The sequence below is a fragment of the Mesorhizobium sp. WSM4308 genome, assembly GCF_002294905.1.
In the GTDB taxonomy this organism is placed as follows: Bacteria; Pseudomonadota; Alphaproteobacteria; order Rhizobiales; family Rhizobiaceae; genus Mesorhizobium.
The window spans coordinates 357,676-374,287 of record NZ_NSFW01000001.1; the positions used below are offsets into that span (position 1 = coordinate 357,676).

Annotated in this window: 16 protein-coding genes; 14 read left to right on the plus strand and 2 right to left on the minus strand. The window is 65.5% G+C overall.

From position 1 onward, the window contains the following. The first annotated feature begins 9 nt into the window (after nt 1–9). The 6 genes from CK227_RS01695 to CK227_RS01720 are packed head-to-tail and all read left to right on the plus strand — an operon-like array spanning nt 10 to nt 5,703. Nucleotides 10–753 (plus strand): ABC transporter ATP-binding protein, encoded by a 744-nt coding sequence (locus CK227_RS01695; RefSeq protein ID WP_095771230.1) that lies wholly within the window; start codon nt 10–12, stop codon nt 751–753. Further along, nucleotides 750–1,478 carry an ABC transporter ATP-binding protein gene (locus tag CK227_RS01700; RefSeq protein ID WP_095771231.1) on the plus strand — a complete coding sequence of 243 codons (729 nt, stop codon included), beginning with the start codon at nt 750–752 and terminating at the stop codon, nt 1,476–1,478. Before CK227_RS01695 ends, CK227_RS01700 begins: the two co-directional genes overlap by 4 nt. Continuing rightward, entirely contained in the window at nt 1,475–2,371 is an 897-nt protein-coding gene (locus CK227_RS01705; protein WP_095771232.1) for a branched-chain amino acid ABC transporter permease, read from the plus strand. The genes CK227_RS01700 and CK227_RS01705 overlap by 4 nt, the downstream gene beginning before the upstream one ends. Then, nucleotides 2,368–3,435 (plus strand): branched-chain amino acid ABC transporter permease, encoded by a 1,068-nt coding sequence (locus CK227_RS01710; RefSeq protein ID WP_095771233.1) that lies wholly within the window; start codon nt 2,368–2,370, stop codon nt 3,433–3,435. Before CK227_RS01705 ends, CK227_RS01710 begins: the two co-directional genes overlap by 4 nt. Before the next feature lie 2 nt (nt 3,436–3,437). Further along, nucleotides 3,438–4,223, plus strand: coding sequence for a coniferyl-alcohol dehydrogenase (locus CK227_RS01715; RefSeq protein ID WP_095771451.1), 786 nt, complete (start codon nt 3,438–3,440; stop codon nt 4,221–4,223). 34 nt (nt 4,224–4,257) lie between these two features. Beyond that, on the plus strand, nt 4,258–5,703 hold the full coding sequence (locus CK227_RS01720; RefSeq protein ID WP_095771234.1) for an aldehyde dehydrogenase: 1,446 nt from the start codon (nt 4,258–4,260) through the stop codon (nt 5,701–5,703). Here the strand turns inward: CK227_RS01720 and CK227_RS01725 are convergent. After that, on the minus strand, nt 5,648–6,661 hold the full coding sequence (locus CK227_RS01725) for an aldose 1-epimerase (protein ID WP_245318040.1): 1,014 nt from the start codon (nt 6,659–6,661) through the stop codon (nt 5,648–5,650). The genes CK227_RS01720 and CK227_RS01725 overlap by 56 nt on opposite strands. Nucleotides 6,662–6,770: 109 nt before the next feature. On the opposite strand from CK227_RS01725, the gene CK227_RS01730 reads away from it, so the two are divergent. The 8 genes from CK227_RS01730 (at nt 6,771) to CK227_RS01765 (ending at nt 14,982) form a co-directional block, all read left to right on the plus strand. Continuing rightward, a complete protein-coding gene (locus CK227_RS01730; RefSeq protein WP_095771235.1) occupies nt 6,771–7,514 on the plus strand; it encodes a FadR/GntR family transcriptional regulator in 744 nt (247 codons plus the stop codon). Then, nucleotides 7,511–9,238 (plus strand): IlvD/Edd family dehydratase, encoded by a 1,728-nt coding sequence (locus CK227_RS01735; protein ID WP_095786758.1) that lies wholly within the window; start codon nt 7,511–7,513, stop codon nt 9,236–9,238. The genes CK227_RS01730 and CK227_RS01735 overlap by 4 nt, the downstream gene beginning before the upstream one ends. A gap of 11 nt (nt 9,239–9,249) precedes the next feature. After that, nucleotides 9,250–10,026, plus strand: coding sequence for an SDR family oxidoreductase (locus CK227_RS01740; RefSeq protein WP_095771236.1), 777 nt, complete (start codon nt 9,250–9,252; stop codon nt 10,024–10,026). A 32-nt stretch (nt 10,027–10,058) separates the two neighbouring features. After that, complete coding sequence (araD1, locus tag CK227_RS01745) at nt 10,059–11,057, plus strand: AraD1 family protein (protein WP_095771237.1); 999 nt, start codon at nt 10,059–10,061, stop codon at nt 11,055–11,057. 52 nt (nt 11,058–11,109) lie between these two features. Beyond that, the gene (locus tag CK227_RS01750) at nt 11,110–12,135 is read left to right on the plus strand and encodes an ABC transporter substrate-binding protein (protein ID WP_095771238.1); all 1,026 of its coding nucleotides are present in this window, start codon (nt 11,110–11,112) and stop codon (nt 12,133–12,135) included. 77 nt (nt 12,136–12,212) lie between these two features. Then, a complete protein-coding gene (locus CK227_RS01755; protein ID WP_095771239.1) occupies nt 12,213–13,316 on the plus strand; it encodes an ABC transporter ATP-binding protein in 1,104 nt (367 codons plus the stop codon). Beyond that, nucleotides 13,313–14,185 carry an ABC transporter permease gene (locus CK227_RS01760; protein WP_095771240.1) on the plus strand — a complete coding sequence of 291 codons (873 nt, stop codon included), beginning with the start codon at nt 13,313–13,315 and terminating at the stop codon, nt 14,183–14,185. Before CK227_RS01755 ends, CK227_RS01760 begins: the two co-directional genes overlap by 4 nt. Next, on the plus strand, nt 14,182–14,982 hold the full coding sequence (locus CK227_RS01765) for an ABC transporter permease (RefSeq protein WP_095771241.1): 801 nt from the start codon (nt 14,182–14,184) through the stop codon (nt 14,980–14,982). Before CK227_RS01760 ends, CK227_RS01765 begins: the two co-directional genes overlap by 4 nt. Before the next feature lie 25 nt (nt 14,983–15,007). Here the strand turns inward: CK227_RS01765 and CK227_RS01770 are convergent, their stop codons facing one another. Next, nucleotides 15,008–16,411 (minus strand): FAD-binding oxidoreductase, encoded by a 1,404-nt coding sequence (locus CK227_RS01770; protein WP_095771242.1) that lies wholly within the window; start codon nt 16,409–16,411, stop codon nt 15,008–15,010. Nucleotides 16,412–16,612: the final 201 nt, after the last annotated feature.

A 16,612-nucleotide genomic window follows, 5' to 3' on the forward strand; every position in this document is an offset into this window, starting at 1 on the left:
GCAGACGAGGTGGTGACCCATCCGCAACAACAGGCTGTTCTCGCTGCTGCCGGCATCCACAAGCGCTTCGGCGCGCTTGTGGTGCTGGATGCGGTCGATTTCGCCATGGCGGCCGACGAAGCGGTCGGCATTGTCGGCCCGAACGGCGCCGGCAAGACGACGCTGCTCAGCGTGCTTTCCGGCGCCTTTCCGCCGAGTGCGGGCACGGTCAGGTTCAAAGGCGATGACGTGACGTCCTGTCCGGCGACGCAGCGTTGCCGGCTCGGGCTGGTGCGCACGCATCAGGTGCCCAAACCATTCAGCGGCATGACCACCTTCGAGAATGTCTTCGTCGCGGCCTCGCACGGCGCCGGGCTCGGGCGGGACGAAGCCTATGAGGAGGCGCTCGGCTCGCTGAAGCTGTGCGGCATGCTCGGTGTTGCCAACCGCCGCGCCGAGACGCTCGGACTGCTCGACCGCAAGCGGCTGGAACTGGCGCGCGCGCTGGCGGCAAGGCCGACGCTGCTGCTGCTCGACGAGATCGGCGGCGGCCTGACCGACGGCGAAGCCGGTGAGCTCGTCGGCACGATCAAGGAATTGCGCCGCCGCAAGATCGGCATCGTCTGGATCGAGCACATCGTCCACATCCTGCTGCAAGTGGCCGAACGGCTGATCTGCATGGATGCAGGAAAGATCATCGCCGACGGCGAGCCGCAAGCCGTCATGGCCGACCCGGAGGTCGTGCGCGCCTATCTCGGCGGAGGCCCGAAATGAGCCTGCTGTCGGTTGAGGATCTCGTTGTCCGCCACGGCCTGCTGCAGGCGGTGCGCGGCGTCAGCTTCCGCATCGAACGCGGCGAGACGCTGGCGCTGGTCGGTGCCAACGGCGCCGGCAAGACGACGCTGCTCAGGGCAATTGCCGGCGCGCACCAGCCGGCGGCCGGCCGCGTGCTGCTGGACGGCGCCGATCTTACCAACGTGCCGTCGCACAAGCGCGTCGGCATGGGCATCGCGCTGGTGCCGGAAGGGCGAAAACTCTTCGTGCAGATGACGGTCGAGGAGAACCTTCTGCTCGGCAGAACCGCCAGCCGGCCGGGCGAGTGGAGCGTCGACAGGGTGCTCGACATGTTTCCCAATCTGAAGCCGCGCCGCCATGCCAAGACGGGCCATCTCTCAGGCGGCGAGCAGCAGGCGACGGCGATCGGCCGGGCGCTGATGAGCAACCCGGAAGTGCTTTTGCTCGACGAGGTTTCGCTCGGCCTGTCGCCGCTGATCGTCGACCGTGTCTACGCGGCCCTTCAGGGGCTGATGGCTTCCGGCACGACGATCATCCTGGTCGAGCAGGACCTCAGCCGCGCGCTGTCGGTCTCCGACAGGGTGATCTGCATGCTCGAAGGGCGCGTGGCGCTCGAAGGGCCGAGCAAGGCGGTGTCGCGCGACGAGGTGACGAAAGCCTATTTCGGCCTGCACCGGAAAAGTCCCGGGAGCGTTCCGGCATGAGCAACCAGATCATCCAGGGCATCCTGCTCGGCGGCTACTACGCGCTGATCGCCTGTGGCCTGTCCTTCATGTTCTCGGTGATGCGCATCATCAACCTCGCCCATGGCAGCCTTGCCGTGTTCGCGGCCTTTGCGCTGTGGTGGCTCGCCTCGCGGTTCCATATCCCGCCCTTTGTCGGCCTGCTGATCGTGCTGCCGCTGATGGCGGCGATCGGCTGGGCGCTGCAGCGTTTCCTGCTCGAACGCAGCGCGCGTGGCGGTGCGCTGCTGCCGATCCTGACCACGTTTGGGCTGGCGATCGTCATCGACAACATGCTGTTCGAGCAGTTTGGCGCCGACACGCGTTCGCTGGCGCCCTATATCGGCAGCCTGTCCTATGATTCCTGGGAATGGCCAGGCAACATCTATGTCGGCAAGCTCGCCGTAATCATGTTCGCCACCGCCGTGATCCTGCTGGGCGGGCTGCAGCTGTTCCTCACCCGCACCCGGCTTGGCCGCTCGATCCGCGCCACCTCGGAAGACCCCGATACGGCAGGCCTGGTCGGCGTCGATGCGCGTCGCGCCAATGCCATCGCCGCTTCCATCGCCATGGTCACGGTCGGCCTTGCCGGCGCCTTTCTGGGCATGCGCGCCACCTTCGATCCCTATGCCGGCGCGCCGCAACTGCTGTTCGCTTTCGAAGCCGCTGTGATCGGCGGCGCCGGTTCGCTGTGGGGAACGCTGGTCGGCGGCATCGTGCTGGCGCTTGCGCAGACAGTCGGCGCGCAAGTGCATCCGCAAGGCTTTCTGATCGGCGGCCATGCCGTGTTCCTCGTCGTGCTGTTCGTGCGGCTGTCCACGTCGGGCCTTGGCCTGCGCGGCCTGCTGCGCCTGCCTTCGCGGAGCGCGTCATGAGCGCCGTTTCGTCCTCGCCGATCATCGAGCGCGGCACGACGACGTCGCGGATCGCGGCGATTGCGGTCGCTGTCATCATCGCGCTGCTCGCCATCGCGCCGCAGTTCCTCTCGGCGGGCGCGGTCGACCGCATGACGGCATTGTTCATCTATGTGATCCTGGCGGCGATGTGGAACGCACTGGCCGGATTCGGCGGCCTGGTTTCCGTCGGCCAGCAGGTGTTCTTCGGGCTCGGCGCCTATTTCGCCATCCGGCTGGCCGATGCCGGCCTCAACCCTTTCGCCTCGCTTTTCGTATCGGCGATCGTTGTCGGCGTTGTCTCCTGGCCGCTGTCGTTGTTCATGCTGCGGCTGAGGAATGGCGAGTTCGCCATCGGTATGTGGGTGATCGCGGCGCTGACGCATCTCCTGGTCAATCTCGACCGGCTGGTGCAAGGCGAAACCGGTACGTCGCTGATCTCGCTCAACGTCTACGATGCCGGCACCAGACGGGTGGCGATCTACTGGCTGGCGCTGGCCTCGATGACCGCCCTGCTCGGCATCCTGTTCGGCCTGCTGCGCGGCAGCACGGGTGCCGCCATCCGCGCCATCCGCGACAATGAGGATGCCGCCGCCTCGGTCGGCGTGCGCGTCACCGGCACCAAGCGGCTTTTGTTCGTGCTTGCCGCCTTCGGCATCGGCGTTGCCGGTGCGCTGTGGCTGGCGACCTCCATCACCTTCCAGCCGAAAACCTACTTCAACGTCCAATGGACCGCCTACATGATCTTCATGGTGCTGGTCGGCGGCATCGGAACGTTCGAGGGCGCCATCCTTGGCGCGCTGGTGTTCTTCCTCATCGAGACCTGGTTCGGCGGCACCGGGGTCTGGTACCTCGTCGGCCTCGGCGCCACCGCCGTGCTGTTCTCGCTGTTCTTGCCGCGCGGCCTGTGGGGGACGATCGAGGGGCGCTTCGGCTTGCGCCTGCTCCCGGTCGGCTACCGCGTCAGGCTTCCGGGAAATGCTCCGGCCGATGACGGCAGCGCCCCCTCGCCGGAGCGAACCACACTTGATCAGGAGAAGGCATGACCATGCTTTTCGGCAAGACGATCCTCATCACCGGCGTTGCCTCCGGCATCGGCGCTCGCACGGCGGAACTCGCCGGCCAGCTTGGCGCGGACGTGATCGGCGTCGATGTACGCGAGCCGGCGGCAGCGGTGGGCAGTTTCGTCAAGGCCGATATCTCGTCGAAGGCCGGCGTCGATGAGCTGGTCGCGCGCCTGCCACAGCGCATCGATGCGCTCTGCAATGTCGCCGGCCTCTCCGGCAACACCGGCGCGGTGTCGACGCTGGCCGTCAACTTCTTCGGGCTGCGGGCGCTTTCGGAAGGGCTCGCGCCCAGACTTCGCGAAGGCGGCGCCATCGTCAATGTCGCCTCGATCGCCGGCTACGGCTGGCGCGCCAATCTCAACCGAGCGGCCTCGATGGTCGGCATCGAGGGTTTCCCGGATGTCGCCAAGGTGGTCGCCGATCATGCGGTCAGGAACGAGGAAGGCTATCCCGTCTCGAAGGAACTGCTCCTGCTGTGGACCTTTCGCGCGGCGCACCAGGATCTGTTCAAACGCCGTGGCATCCGCGTCAATGCAGTGAGCCCGGGACCGGTCGAGACGCCGATCCTGAAACAGTTCCGCACCGTGCTTGGCGATGCCCGCGTCGACAGCGACATTGCCAGGGTCGGACGGGCCGGCACATCGGGCGATATTGCGCCTGTCGTGCTGTTCCTATGCTCGGACGGCGCGCGCTGGGTCAACGGCGCCAACGTGCCGGTCGACGGCGGCCTCGAAGCATCGATCAACGCCGAAGTGCTCGGCTTCTAACCGCGAAGCTCCAGACGGAGCGAGGGAGACAATCATGGATATCGGACTTCTGATCGACGGCGACAAAAGGGATGCGTCCGGCGCGGCCGCCTACGAGCGCATGGACCCGTTCACCGGCAAACTGGCAACGCGCGCTGCCGCTGCCAGCGTTGCCGACGCCAATGCTGCCGTGGAAGCCGCGGCCGCTGCCTTTACGACGTGGTCGAAGACCGGGCCGGGCGAGCGCCGCGCCTTGCTGTCCAAGGCGGCCGACGTCATGGCCTCCAAGGTCGGCGAATTCACCAAATTGATGATGGAAGAGACCGGCGCTACCGGCCCCTGGGCCGGTTTCAACGTGATGCTGGCGGCCAACATGCTGCGCGAGGCGGCGGCGATGACGACGCAGATTTCGGGCGAGGTCATCCCTTCCGACAAGCCGGACACGATCGCCATGGCGATCCGCCAACCCGCCGGCGTGTGCCTCGGCATCGCGCCGTGGAATGCGCCGGTCATCCTCGGTACCCGCGCCATCGCCATGCCGATCGCCTGCGGCAACACGGTGGTGCTGAAGGCCTCCGAAATGTGCCCCGGCACACACCGGTTGATCGGTCAGGTGCTGGTCGAGGCCGGCCTGCCCAAGGGCGTCATCAATATCGTCACCAACGACCCCAAGGATGCCGCTGCGATCGTCGAGGCGCTGGTCGCGCATCCCTCGGTCAAGCGCGTCAACTTCACCGGCTCGACCAAGGTCGGGCGCATCATCGCCGAGCTTGCCGGGCGGCATCTGAAGCCGGCGCTGCTCGAACTCGGCGGCAAGGCGCCGCTGCTGGTTCTTGACGACGCCGACATCGACGCAGCGGTCAATGCGGCGACCTTCGGCGCCTTCATGCATCAGGGCCAGATCTGCATGTCGACCGAGCGGCTGATCGTCGATGAGAGGATCGCCGACGAATTCGTTTCCAAGCTGGCCGCCCGCGCGTCGAGCCTGCCGGCCGGCGATCCGCGTGGCCATGTCGTGCTGGGCTCGCTGATCAGCAGCCAGGCGGCCGACAAGATGGAGGAGCTTGTCGCCGATGCCGTCGCCAAGGGCGCCAAGCTTGCCGCCGGCGGCAAGCGTGCTGGTACCGTTGTCGAGGCAACGCTGCTCGACCATGTGACGCCTGCCATGCGCGTCTATGCCGAAGAGTCCTTCGGGCCGGTCAAGCCGGTGATCCGGGTGAAGGGCGAGGACGAGGCGGTGCATGTCGCCAACGACACGGAATACGGCCTGTCGTCGGCGGTGTTCAGCCGCGACATCAAGCGTGCCATGGCGGTCGCCGCGCGCATCGAGGCGGGCATCTGCCACATTAACGGGCCGACCGTCGGCGACGAGGCGCAGATGCCGTTCGGCGGCGTCAAGGGCTCGGGCTATGGCCGCTTCGGCGGCAAGGCCTCGATCGCCGAATTCACCGATTTGCGCTGGGTGACGATCGAGGACCCCGGCCAGCACTATCCGTTCTGAGCCGGCCTCGTCTCGCTGTCGGCAATACGGACCAAACGGCCAGGGACGGCGTGAGGCGAACGCTGGCGGATCGCATCAGACCGGGCGCCAGTACGATGCAGCCAGTGTCGATGCCGCCGCCCGTGCGGTTGAAGGCATCGGTGATGTTGCTGACCGGCTCGGCGCAAAAGAACGGCTCGCCGGGCGGCGTGTAGAGAACAAGGAAATCGAGCGGCGCCTCGGCCTCGATGTCCAGTCGCCGTCCGTGTTCGGGCCAGGAGATCCGGGCGCGGCGCGCCCATCCGGTGAAAACCGTGTCGAAGTCCACTTCCGATACGTCGAAACCGATGGACGGGTCGGCTCCTGCCGGCGGCAGGACATGCCGGACGGGCAGGACCTCCGTGTCCGTCTCCCACATGCCTGACACCGGCGCCTGGACATGCGCCCACGGCGTCGACGGGAAATAGGGATGGAGGCCGAAGCCAAACGGCATCGGTGCGTCCGACAGGTTGCGTACCTTGATGGTCACGCAAAGCCTGCCGTCAGCCAGCGTTATCTCTTGCTCGGCTTCATGGCTCCACGGCCAGGAATCGGCGGCGTGGCGATAGCGCAGGACGATCGTGCCGGCTTCATGCCTGACGACCACCCAGGGCCGGCGCCAGCCATGACCATGCTCACGATGAGGATCGTCGGCGGTCGTCGGAAGCCGGATGGTGCGTCCCGCGAACTCGAACCGGCCGCCCCTTATGCGATTGGAATTGGGAACGAGCGGGAAGCAGGCCATGGCGCCGGCATCGCGACTACTGATCGCCGCTGGATCGGCCGGGCGCAGCCAATCCACAGCGGCGCCATCTTGCCACCATCGATACGACGCCAGCGCACCGCCGGCGGCCGGAGCAATGTCGACCGTCGCGATGCCATCGCTGATCGAGACCAGTTCCGTGCGCTGCGGGGCAACCGCAGCGAAATTCTTTGTCATCGGCGCTCCCCCGTCCCTTGACTCCAATCGCCATGGCGATAAGACATATCATATGAATAGTATGAAGAATAAGAAATCTTTTAGCACGGCACGGACGTCGCGGGTTGCCATGGCGGTTTCCAGCGGCTCCACCGCATTGCACGCGACCGTCGTCGAGCAGATCGGCCTGCGCATCGTGCAGGGCGACTTCCTGCCCGGCGAGGCGCTGCCCAATGCCGACGATTCCAGCGAGATGCTGGGGGTCAGCCGCACGGTGCTGCGCGAGGCGATCAAGGTTCTGGCGGGCAAGGGGCTGGTCGAATCGCGGCCGAAGACCGGCACGCGAGTGCGCCCACGCTCCGACTGGAATTTCCTTGATCCGGACGTGCTGTCATGGCGCTACACCGGCGGTGTCAGCGCCGACGATGTGCGGGCGCTGTTCGAACTGCGCCGCGCCATCGAACCGATGTCGGCAGCACTTGCCGCCCAGCGCGCCACGCCGGCACAGATCGCCGAGATCCAGGCGGCACTCGCCGAAATGGAAGCGGCGAGCGACGATGGCGACCGCTTCGCCAAGCCCGATCTGGTGTTCCACCAGACCATCCTGCGCATGACCGGCAATGAGCTGATCGGCTCGCTGGCGGCACTGGTCGAAACCGCGCTGGTGATGAGCTTTCGCCTCTCCAATGACAATCCGGAAGGCCAACGCCATTCCTTGCCGCTGCATCGCGAGGTGGCCGAGAAGATCGCCGCCGGCGACGCCGCCGGCGCGCAGAAGGCACTGCTGGTTCTCATCGACAATGCCGAGGACGACGTGCGCCGCAGCGTCGAGAACCGCAACAGACGCCGCCAGGATCGGGGCCAGCAATCGTGACCGACACCAAACGCAAACTGCGGTCCGAAGCCTGGTTCGGCGGTGAAGGCAAGAACGCCTTCATGCACCGCAGCTGGATGAAGAATCAGGGCATCCCGGCCGACGCCTTCGACGGCCGCCCGGTGATCGGCATCTGCAACACATGGTCGGAGCTGACGCCGTGCAATGCGCATCTGCGGGCGCTGGCCGATCACGTCAAACGCGGCGTCTACGAGGCCGGCGGTCTGCCGCTCGAGTTCCCTGTCATGTCGCTGGGCGAAAGCAACATGCGTCCCACAGCCATGCTGTTTCGCAATCTGGTCAGCATGGATGTCGAGGAATCCATTCGCGGTAACCCCATCGACGGCGTCATCCTGCTGGTGGGCTGCGACAAGACCACCCCGGCGCTCTTGATGGGGGCCGCCTCGTGCAATCTGCCGACCATCACCGTTTCCGGCGGGCCGATGCTCAACGGCAAGTTCCGTGGGCAGGATATCGGCTCGGGTACCCATGTCTGGAAATTCGCCGAGGAAGTGAAGGCCGGCCGCATGCCGGTCGCCGACTTCCTCGCCGCAGAACAGGGCCAGAGCCGGTCGGCCGGCAGTTGCATGACCATGGGCACGGCCTCGACCATGGCCAGCATGGTGGAAGCACTCGGCATCGGCATGCCGGACAACGCCGCGATCCCGGCCGTGGATTCGCGCCGTGGCGTGCTCGCGCAGATGGCCGGACGCCAGATCGTCGATCTGGTCCGCAGGGACGTGAAGATTTCGGACATTCTCACGAAGCAAGCGTTCGAGAACGCCATTCGCGTCAATGGCGCGATCGGCGGCTCGACCAATGCGGTGCTGCATCTGATCGCCATCGCCAACCGGATCGGTGTCGATCTCAGCCTCGAAGACTGGGACCGCCTTGGCCGCGACGTTCCAACCATTGTCGACCTGATGCCGTCGGGCCGGTTCCTTATGGAAGATTTCTACTATGCCGGGGGGCTGGCTGCGGTCATGGCGTCGCTTGATGAAGTGGGGCTTCTTCATCGCGACGTCATGACCGTCAGCGACAAGACGATCGGCGCGTTGATCGACGGCGCGCCCAACTACAACCGCGAGGTTATCCGGCCGCTGAGCGAACCGTTGACCGAGCAAGGCGGCATCTCGATCCTGCGCGGCAATCTGGCGCCCAATGGCGCGGTCATCAAGCCGTCGGCGGCAACGCCGGAACTGATGCAGCATCGCGGCAAGGCGGTCGTGTTCGAGAACATCGAGCATTACTACGCCCGCATCGACGATCCGGAGCTGGATATCGACGCCTCCTCGGTGATGGTGCTGAAGAATTGCGGGCCGCGCGGCTATCCCGGCATGGCCGAGGTCGCCAACATGCCGCTGCCGGCGAAGCTGCTCAGGCAGGGCGTCTCCGACATGGTGCGCATCTCGGATGCACGCATGAGCGGCACGGCCTACGGCACGGTGGTGCTGCATGTCGCGCCGGAGGCCGCGGCCGGTGGCGCGCTGGCCTTGGTGCGCGACGGCGATCTCATCGAGCTCGATGTCGCCGGCCGCCGGCTTGAACTGCTGGTATCGGACGAGGAGCTAGCGATCCGCCGCCGCGACTGGAAGCCGCCGGAGCCGCCTGAAGGCGGCTATCAGAGCCTCTATGTCGAGCGCGTGCTGCAGGCCGACAAGGGCTGCGACTTCGACTTTCTCGTCGGCCGGCGCGATGCCGGCATCCCCCGGCATTCCCATTAGAGAGGCGCGCCATGACGGATGAAATCGGCTACGCCATCTACCCAAGCCTCAAGGGCCGCAGCGTCTTCATAACCGGCGGCGGCAGCGGCATCGGCGAAAGCCTGGTGCGCCATTTCTGCGCGCAAGGCAGCCGCGTCGCCTTCGTCGATCTGGCGGAGGAGCCTTCCAGGCATCTGGTCGAGGCGGTCGCGGCCGAAGGACACCCAGCGCCGCTGTTTATTCCGTGCGATCTGCGCGATGTCGAGCAGTTGCAGGCGGCAACCGCGCAGGCGATGCGGCACAATGGCCCGATCCAGGCGCTGTGCAACAATGCCGGCAACGATGACCGCCATCAGACCAAGGACGTGACGGTGGCCTATTGGGACGACCGCATGGCGGTCAACCTGCGCCACCAGTTCTTCGCCGCGCAGGCGGTGCGACCGCAGATGAGCGCGCAGGGGGGTGGCTCGATCATCAATTTCGGCTCCATCACCTGGATGGTCGGCGATCCCGATTGTCCGGCCTATGTCACCGCGAAAGCCGCCGTCTACGGCATGACGCGGGCGCTGGCCCGCGAACTCGGCCCCGAGCGCATCCGCGTCAACTGCATGGTGCCGGGCTGGGTGATGACCGAGCGCCAGATGCGCCTGTGGCTCAATCCGGCCGGTGAACGCCAGATCGCCGAAAGGCAGTGCCTGCCCGACCGGCTGCAGCCCGCCGACATCGCGCGCATGGCGCTGTTCCTCGCCGCCGACGACAGCCGCATGTGCACGAGCCAGCAGTTCATCGTCGATGCGGGCTGGGTGTGACCGACACGGCTCCAAGGGAAGAAGGGTATTTCATGCGTCTTGTTCAGTACAGAATGCCGGATGGCAGCAGGCGGGTCGGCCGCGTCTCCGAAGACGGCAATCACCTGCACCCGCTCGACAAGACCGGCAGCGTGCTGGAGCTTGCCGAAGCGGCGATCGCCGAGGACATGTCCGTCGCGTCGCTGGTCGAGAAGCGCACGAGCGCTGCAACGATCGACTACGACGAGCTGTTGCGCGATGGCCGCGTGCTGGCTCCCGTCGATCATCCGGAACCGGCGCGCTTCCTGGTAACCGGAACCGGCCTGACTCATACCGGTAGTGCCGCCGCGCGCAACCAGATGCATGTTCTGACCCATGGCGACGGTGCCGAGGAATCCGATTCCTTGAAAATCTTCCGCATGGGGCTGGAGGGCGGCAAGCCTGGCGCCGGCAAGATCGGCATCCAGCCCGAGTGGTTCTTCAAGGGCGTCGGCACCTGCGTTGTGCCGCCCGGCGCGCCGCTGCCGATGCCGGCATTCGCGAAAGCCGGCGCGGAGGAAGCCGAGATCGTCGGGCTTTATCTCAATGGGCCGGACGGCCATCCCTATCGCATCGGCTATGCGCTCGGAAACGAATATTCCGACCACGTGACGGAGGGCGAGAACTACCTGTACCTCGCGCATTCGAAGCTTCGCTCCTGTTCGATCGGGCCCGAGCTGCTGATCGGCGACCTGCCCGAAGAAGTCCGGGGCCATTCCCGCATCCTGCGCGACGGCACTGTCATCTGGGAACAGGAGTTCCTGTCGGGCGAGGCGCACATGTCGCACTCGATCGCCAATCTCGAGCACTTCCATTTCCGCTACCCGATGCACCGAAGGGCCGGCGACCTGCACGCCTATTTCTTCGGCGCGGCGGTGATGAGCTACGCCTCCGGCATTAAGACGGCTTCCGGCGACGAGTATGAAATCCAGGCACAGGCATTCGGCAAGCCACTGCGCAACCGGATGGTGTCGGTGCCGGACGAGGGACTGGTCACCGTCACCCAGCTGTGACGGCAGAGGCCCGGAAATTACGGTCCACCAGAACGACAATGGGAGATTAAAAATGGGACTGAAGAAAGCGTTTCTAAAACTAGCGACAATCGGGCTCGGCATCGGCCTGATGACATCGGCGGCCTTGGCCGCGAACCTTCGGGTGTTGGCCTGGGACGGCTATGCCGACCCGGACTGGGTGAAGGATTTCACCGCGGCAACCGGCATCGGCGTCGACGTCGTCTTCATCGGCAGCGATGACGAGATCTGGGCCAAGATCAAGGGCAGCGAAGGCCAGGATTTCGACGTCTTTGCCGTCAACACCGCCCAGCTGCAGCGCTACATCAAGGCGGAGCTGGTGTCTCCGATCGACATCACCAAGCTGCCCAACCAGAAGGAGGTGCTGCCGCGCTTTCGCGATCTGTCCCAGGTCAGCGGCGACACCAAGGACGGCAAGGTGTTCGGCATCCCGTTCTGCTTCGATTCCATCGGGCTGATCTACGACACCGACAAGGTCAAGCCGGCACCGACCTCGATGTCGGTGCTGTGGGATCCGGCCTACAAGGGCAAGGTCCTGGCCTACGACAATGGCGAGCACAATTTCTCGTTCACCGCGCTGACGTTCGGTTACAAGGATCCGTTCAACCTCGACGCGGAGCAGATGGCGGCGGTCAAGGCCAAGCTGGTCGAGCTCAAGCGCAATGTGCTGAGTTTCTACACCACCGCCGACGAGGCGCAGCAGATCTACCAGAACAATGACGTTGCCCTGATCTGGGCCAATTACGGCCAGCAGCAGGTCAAGGCGCTGCAGAAGATCGGCGCCCATGTCGCCTACGTCAATCCGAGTGAAGGCGCTCTGGCCTGGCTCGACAATTGGGTGATCTCCAAGGGTGTGCGCGACAATGCGGCGGCCGAGAAGTGGATCGACTTCATGCTGACGAAGAAGGTCAGCGGCGAGCTTTCCGAGCGCACCGGTTTCGGCAACACCGTGGTCGAGTCAAGCAGCGCCGGCAGCAACGACAAGCTGGTCTGGCTGAACAATGTCGAGGACCCTCTGAAGCGGTCGGACATGTGGAACGAGATCAAGGCGACGCCCTGATCCTTTCCGCGGCCCGATCCAGAATGACCCGGCGGTCCGGACGTTCCGGACCGCCGCAGCGTATGCGAGACTGTACCATGAACCAGAACACCGACCTGCTGACGCTGCGGTCCGTCTCGAAATCCTACGGCACGGTTCCCGTGCTGCACGACATCGACCTGTCTATCCGGGATGGCGAGTTCCTGACCGTTCTTGGACCGTCGGGCTCGGGCAAGACCACGGTCCTGCGGCTGATCGGCGGGCTGGAGCCGCTGACCGCGGGCGAGATCCGCCTCGACGGCCAGGACATCAGCCGCATGCCGATCAACAAGCGACCGTTCAACACCGTGTTCCAGGACTATGCGCTGTTTCCGCATATGACCGTTTCTGGCAATGTGGGCTATGGTCTCTCGGTGCGCCATCTCCAGCGCAAGGAGATTGCACGCCGTGTCGCGGAAGCCCTCGATCTCGTGCAACTCGGACGTTTCGCCGACCGCTTTCCGGCACAGCTTTCCGGCGGCCAGCGCCAGCGCGTCGCGCTCGCCCGAGCGCTGATCTGCCAGCCGCGCCTGATCCTGCTTGACGAGCCGCTCGCCGCGCTCGACCTCGAACTGCGCCGGCAGATGCAGGAGTTCCTGAAATCCATCCAGCGCGAGATCAAGACCACCTTCCTTTTCGTCACGCATGACCAGGAAGAAGCGATCGGCATGGCCGACCGGATCTGCGTCATGCAGGCCGGCCATATCCGCCAGCTCGGCACGCCGCACGAGCTTTACTACAAGCCGAATTGCGAGTTCGTGGCGCGCTTCTTCGGCGAGAACAATCTGGTGGCCGGAAAGCTCGGCCCCGTCCAGGGCGAGCAGCGGCCGATCGAGACCGCACTTGGGTGGCTGATCTGTTCGATCAGCGACCAGCCGCATCTGAAGGCCGCACCAGACGGCGCGAGCGCCTTCGCGGCGTTCCGACCCGAGGCCTTGCATCTCGCCGACGCCACGGACGCCGACAACCGCTTTTCCGGCACCATCGCCGATCTGGCCTTTGCCGGATCGTCCACCGTCGCCACGATCACAGCGGGCGCGGACACTGCCGCGCAGCGGCTGCGGCTGCGAACCCCAAGCCGGATCGACGGCAGCGCGCTGAGATCCGGCGAGACGGTTTCGCTTTCGTTTGCGCCGCATGAAGGCCATCTGGTGCTGGCATGAGCGCGGCCGTCACGACACAGCCCGAGGAAAGGCGTTTGTCGCTGCTGGTGACCGTGCTGGCTTTCGCTCTGCCGGTGATCTTCGTCCTGGTGCCGCTGGCGATCTTCCTGGTCTACAGTTTCTTCAGCGTCGACCAGGGCACGATCGTCTACGCGCCGACGCTCGGCAACTATGTCAGGTTCTTTACCGACCCGATCTTCCTGCCGGTGTTCTGGAACACCATCGTGCTGTGCGTGTCGGTGGCCGTCATCTGCATCCTGCTCGCCTATCCCGCTGCCTATTTCCTGACGACGCTGAGTGGGCGGTGGCGCTATGCCCTGCTGATGCTGCTTCTGGTGCCGCTGCTGATGAGCTACGTCATCAAGATCTACGCGATCCGCAGCATCCTCGGCCTCAACGGCTTCCTCAACAAGGCGCTGGTGGCAATCGGCATCCTGCAGCAGCCGTCGACGCTTTTCGTGTTCAACATGAACGCCATCCTGTTGACGCTGAGCCTGCTTTTGATCCCCTTCGCAATCTTGCCTATCTTCCTGTCGCTGGAGCGGATACCGCAGACCTTGCTGCGTGCTTCCGACGATCTTGGCGCGAGCAGCTTGCAGACGTTCCTGCGCATCACCCTGCCGCTCAGCCTGCCCGGCGTCGCCTCGGCGGCGAGCTTCGTCTTCGTGCTGGCGATCGGCGATTTCCTGACGCCGCAGATGGTCGGCGGGATCAGCGGCTTCACTTTCGGCCGCATCCTCTACAGCCAGTTCGGCACGGCCTATAACTGGCCGTTCGGCGCCGCACTGTCGGTAGCGCTGGCGATCGTGGTGATCTGCGCAATCCTCATCGGCGAACGGTTCGGGCGCAGACGGGGGACGTCGGTATGAACGCCCTGCCCCGCCCCTCCACCATCTTCTTGGCCGCGATCACAACGCTGGTCGCGATGCTGCTCTACAGCCCGCTATTGGTGCCGATCGTGTCGTCGTTCTTCGCCATCTCGCACGGCGATGTCGACTGGTCGTCACCCACCCTCTCGACCTACCGGGCTCTGGCCGGGAATCACGACATCCTGGCTGCCTTGCGCACCACGCTGATCGTCGGCCTGTGCACCGTCGTGCTCGCGGTGGTCAGCGGAACGTTGCTGGCACTCTATTATCACGGCCGTCGCTCGGGGCGCGCGATCCTGCAGTTCATCATCTTCCTGCCGTTCCTGATGCCGCCGATCATCAGCGGCCTGGCGCTGCTGATCTTCTTCCGCGAGATCGGCCTCGAACGTTCGCTGCTGACGGTCGTCATCGGCCATACGGTCTTCGTGCTGGCGATCGTCTATCGCACCGTGCTGATGCGGCTGCAGTCGATGAGCCGCACGCTGGTCGAAGCGTCCTACGATCTCGGCGCCACCGGCTGGCAGACCTTCTGGCGCATCATCCTGCCGAACCTGTCGAGCGCCATGGTCGGCGGCGCCATCCTGGCCTTCGCGCTGTCGTTCGACGAAACCATGATCACCATCCTGGTCACCGGCACGCAGAGCACGTTGCCGGTCAGGCTGTGGGCGATGATGCGGCTTGGCTTCTCACCCGACATCAATGCACTGGTGGCGCTGATCCTGATGTTCACCGTGCTGCTCTGCGTGCTCGCCGCCCGTTTCCTGATCCCCAGGCAGATGGCGACGGAACGGAGCTGAGCGCTGGCTTACAGGGCGATGCTTGTCATCGGGGAACGGCAGTTGGATCGAGGTCGAAGACACGCCCCCGATTGAGGATGTTCTTCGGGTCGAGCGCCGTCTTCAGCCGCCGCATCGTGGCGATTTCGGCGTCGCTGCGCACCAGATGCAGCCACTGTTTCTTGTCGAGGCCGATGCCATGTTCGGCCGAAACGCCACCTCCCGCCGCCGCCACACCGCGATAGACGATGCCGTAGGCGGCCGCCGGATCCGCCGTCAGCACCTGGTAATGCAGATTGCCGTCGCCGAGATGACCGAAGACATAGATGTCGGCGCTGGGATCGACGGCATGGATGGCCGCGTCGGCTTCTTGCAGGAACGCGCCCATGCGCGCCAGCGGCATGCTGATGTCGACGCCGATCAGGCCTTTGATCGAAAACAGCACGCGATTGGCGTCCTCCCGCACGTCCCAGAGCGCCCGGAATTCGCGCGGCGACTGCGAGACGACGACATCGTCGACCACGCCGTCCTCGACCGCCTGCATCAGGACCTCGGCGAAGCGCTCGCCGTCGCGCTCGGGCTCGCTGCCCTGGATTTCGGCCAACACATAGACCGGGGAGCCCACAGGCAACGGCGCCGGCATGGCCATGCTGGCAGCCATGACGTCATAGAGCGGTGCGAAATTCACCTCATAGGCAGACAATAACGGGCCGAGCCTTTGCCGCAGCAGCCCGAGCAAGGCGATCGCCGCATCGAGCGAAGCGAGCGCGCAGAAGGCGTTCACCTCGGAGGCCGGCTTGGGGTGCAGCCGGAGCGCGGCGCGGGTGACGACACCGAGCGTCCCTTCCGCGCCGATGAAGAACTGGCCGAGGTCATAGCCGGAATTGTCCTTGGGCAGGCCCTTGAGCGAGGACAGCACGCTGCCATCGGCCAGCACGGCCTCCAGCCCGAGCACCTGCGCCCGGTACATGCCATAACGCAGCACGCGGATGCCGCCGGCATTGGTGGCGATGTTGCCGCCGACCGTCGCCGAGCCGCGCGCGCCGATATCGACGCCGAACATCAGCCCGGCGCCGTCGGCCGCCTCCTGCACCGCCTGCAGCGTCGCGCCCGCTTCGGCGACGATGCTGGCGGCTTGAGCGTCCGGCGCGGCGAGGCCACTCATGCGTTCCAGCGACAGCACGATCTCGCCGGGCTGGACGCGGGTGCCGCCAGCCAGCCCGGTGCGCCCGCCCTGGACGACGACCGGCTGGCCGAGAGCGTTGCAGCCAGCGAGCGCTGCCGCGACACCGACGGTATCGCGCGGACGCAGCACGACTTCGGGCAGCACGCCAAGCTTGCCGTCGGGATCGTCGCGATAGCGCTGGTCGACATCGGCGCCGGCAAGCACGCCGCCCGCGCCCAGCCGATCGCCAAGGGCGGAGAGAAGCCGTTGCGTTTCAGGTGACATCGGACTCAGGCGCCGGCGTGGCGAAGCGCGTCGTCTGCGTCCCGCGACCGGATGGGCCGATGAGTATTTCCGTCCGACACGCTTGCCATCCTTCAACTGCAGCCGGCCGATCCTATTCGGGATCGCCTGCCGTGCAAGCGATATCGCCTGCCCTGAGCGACGCCGGCATCAATCACCGTAAGACGCGATCGATGCCGGCAG

What these genes read in the sequence shown, in the direction of transcription:
- CK227_RS01700 (WP_095771231.1), top strand. Translation starts at nt 750, where the DNA reads ATGAGCCTGCTGTCGGTTGAGGATCTCGTTGTCCGCCACGGCCTGCTG.
- CK227_RS01705 (WP_095771232.1), top strand. Translation starts at nt 1,475, where the DNA reads ATGAGCAACCAGATCATCCAGGGCATCCTGCTCGGCGGCTACTACGCG.
- CK227_RS01710 (WP_095771233.1), top strand. Translation starts at nt 2,368, where the DNA reads ATGAGCGCCGTTTCGTCCTCGCCGATCATCGAGCGCGGCACGACGACG.
- CK227_RS01715 (WP_095771451.1), top strand. Translation starts at nt 3,438, where the DNA reads ATGCTTTTCGGCAAGACGATCCTCATCACCGGCGTTGCCTCCGGCATC.
- CK227_RS01720 (WP_095771234.1), top strand. Translation starts at nt 4,258, where the DNA reads ATGGATATCGGACTTCTGATCGACGGCGACAAAAGGGATGCGTCCGGC.
- CK227_RS01725 (WP_245318040.1), bottom strand. Translation starts at nt 6,661, where the DNA reads ATGACAAAGAATTTCGCTGCGGTTGCCCCGCAGCGCACGGAACTGGTC.
- CK227_RS01730 (WP_095771235.1), top strand. Translation starts at nt 6,771, where the DNA reads ATGGCGGTTTCCAGCGGCTCCACCGCATTGCACGCGACCGTCGTCGAG.
- CK227_RS01740 (WP_095771236.1), top strand. Translation starts at nt 9,250, where the DNA reads ATGACGGATGAAATCGGCTACGCCATCTACCCAAGCCTCAAGGGCCGC.
- araD1 (WP_095771237.1), top strand. Translation starts at nt 10,059, where the DNA reads ATGCGTCTTGTTCAGTACAGAATGCCGGATGGCAGCAGGCGGGTCGGC.
- CK227_RS01750 (WP_095771238.1), top strand. Translation starts at nt 11,110, where the DNA reads ATGGGACTGAAGAAAGCGTTTCTAAAACTAGCGACAATCGGGCTCGGC.
- CK227_RS01755 (WP_095771239.1), top strand. Translation starts at nt 12,213, where the DNA reads ATGAACCAGAACACCGACCTGCTGACGCTGCGGTCCGTCTCGAAATCC.
- CK227_RS01760 (WP_095771240.1), top strand. Translation starts at nt 13,313, where the DNA reads ATGAGCGCGGCCGTCACGACACAGCCCGAGGAAAGGCGTTTGTCGCTG.
- CK227_RS01765 (WP_095771241.1), top strand. Translation starts at nt 14,182, where the DNA reads ATGAACGCCCTGCCCCGCCCCTCCACCATCTTCTTGGCCGCGATCACA.
- CK227_RS01770 (WP_095771242.1), bottom strand. Translation starts at nt 16,411, where the DNA reads ATGTCACCTGAAACGCAACGGCTTCTCTCCGCCCTTGGCGATCGGCTG.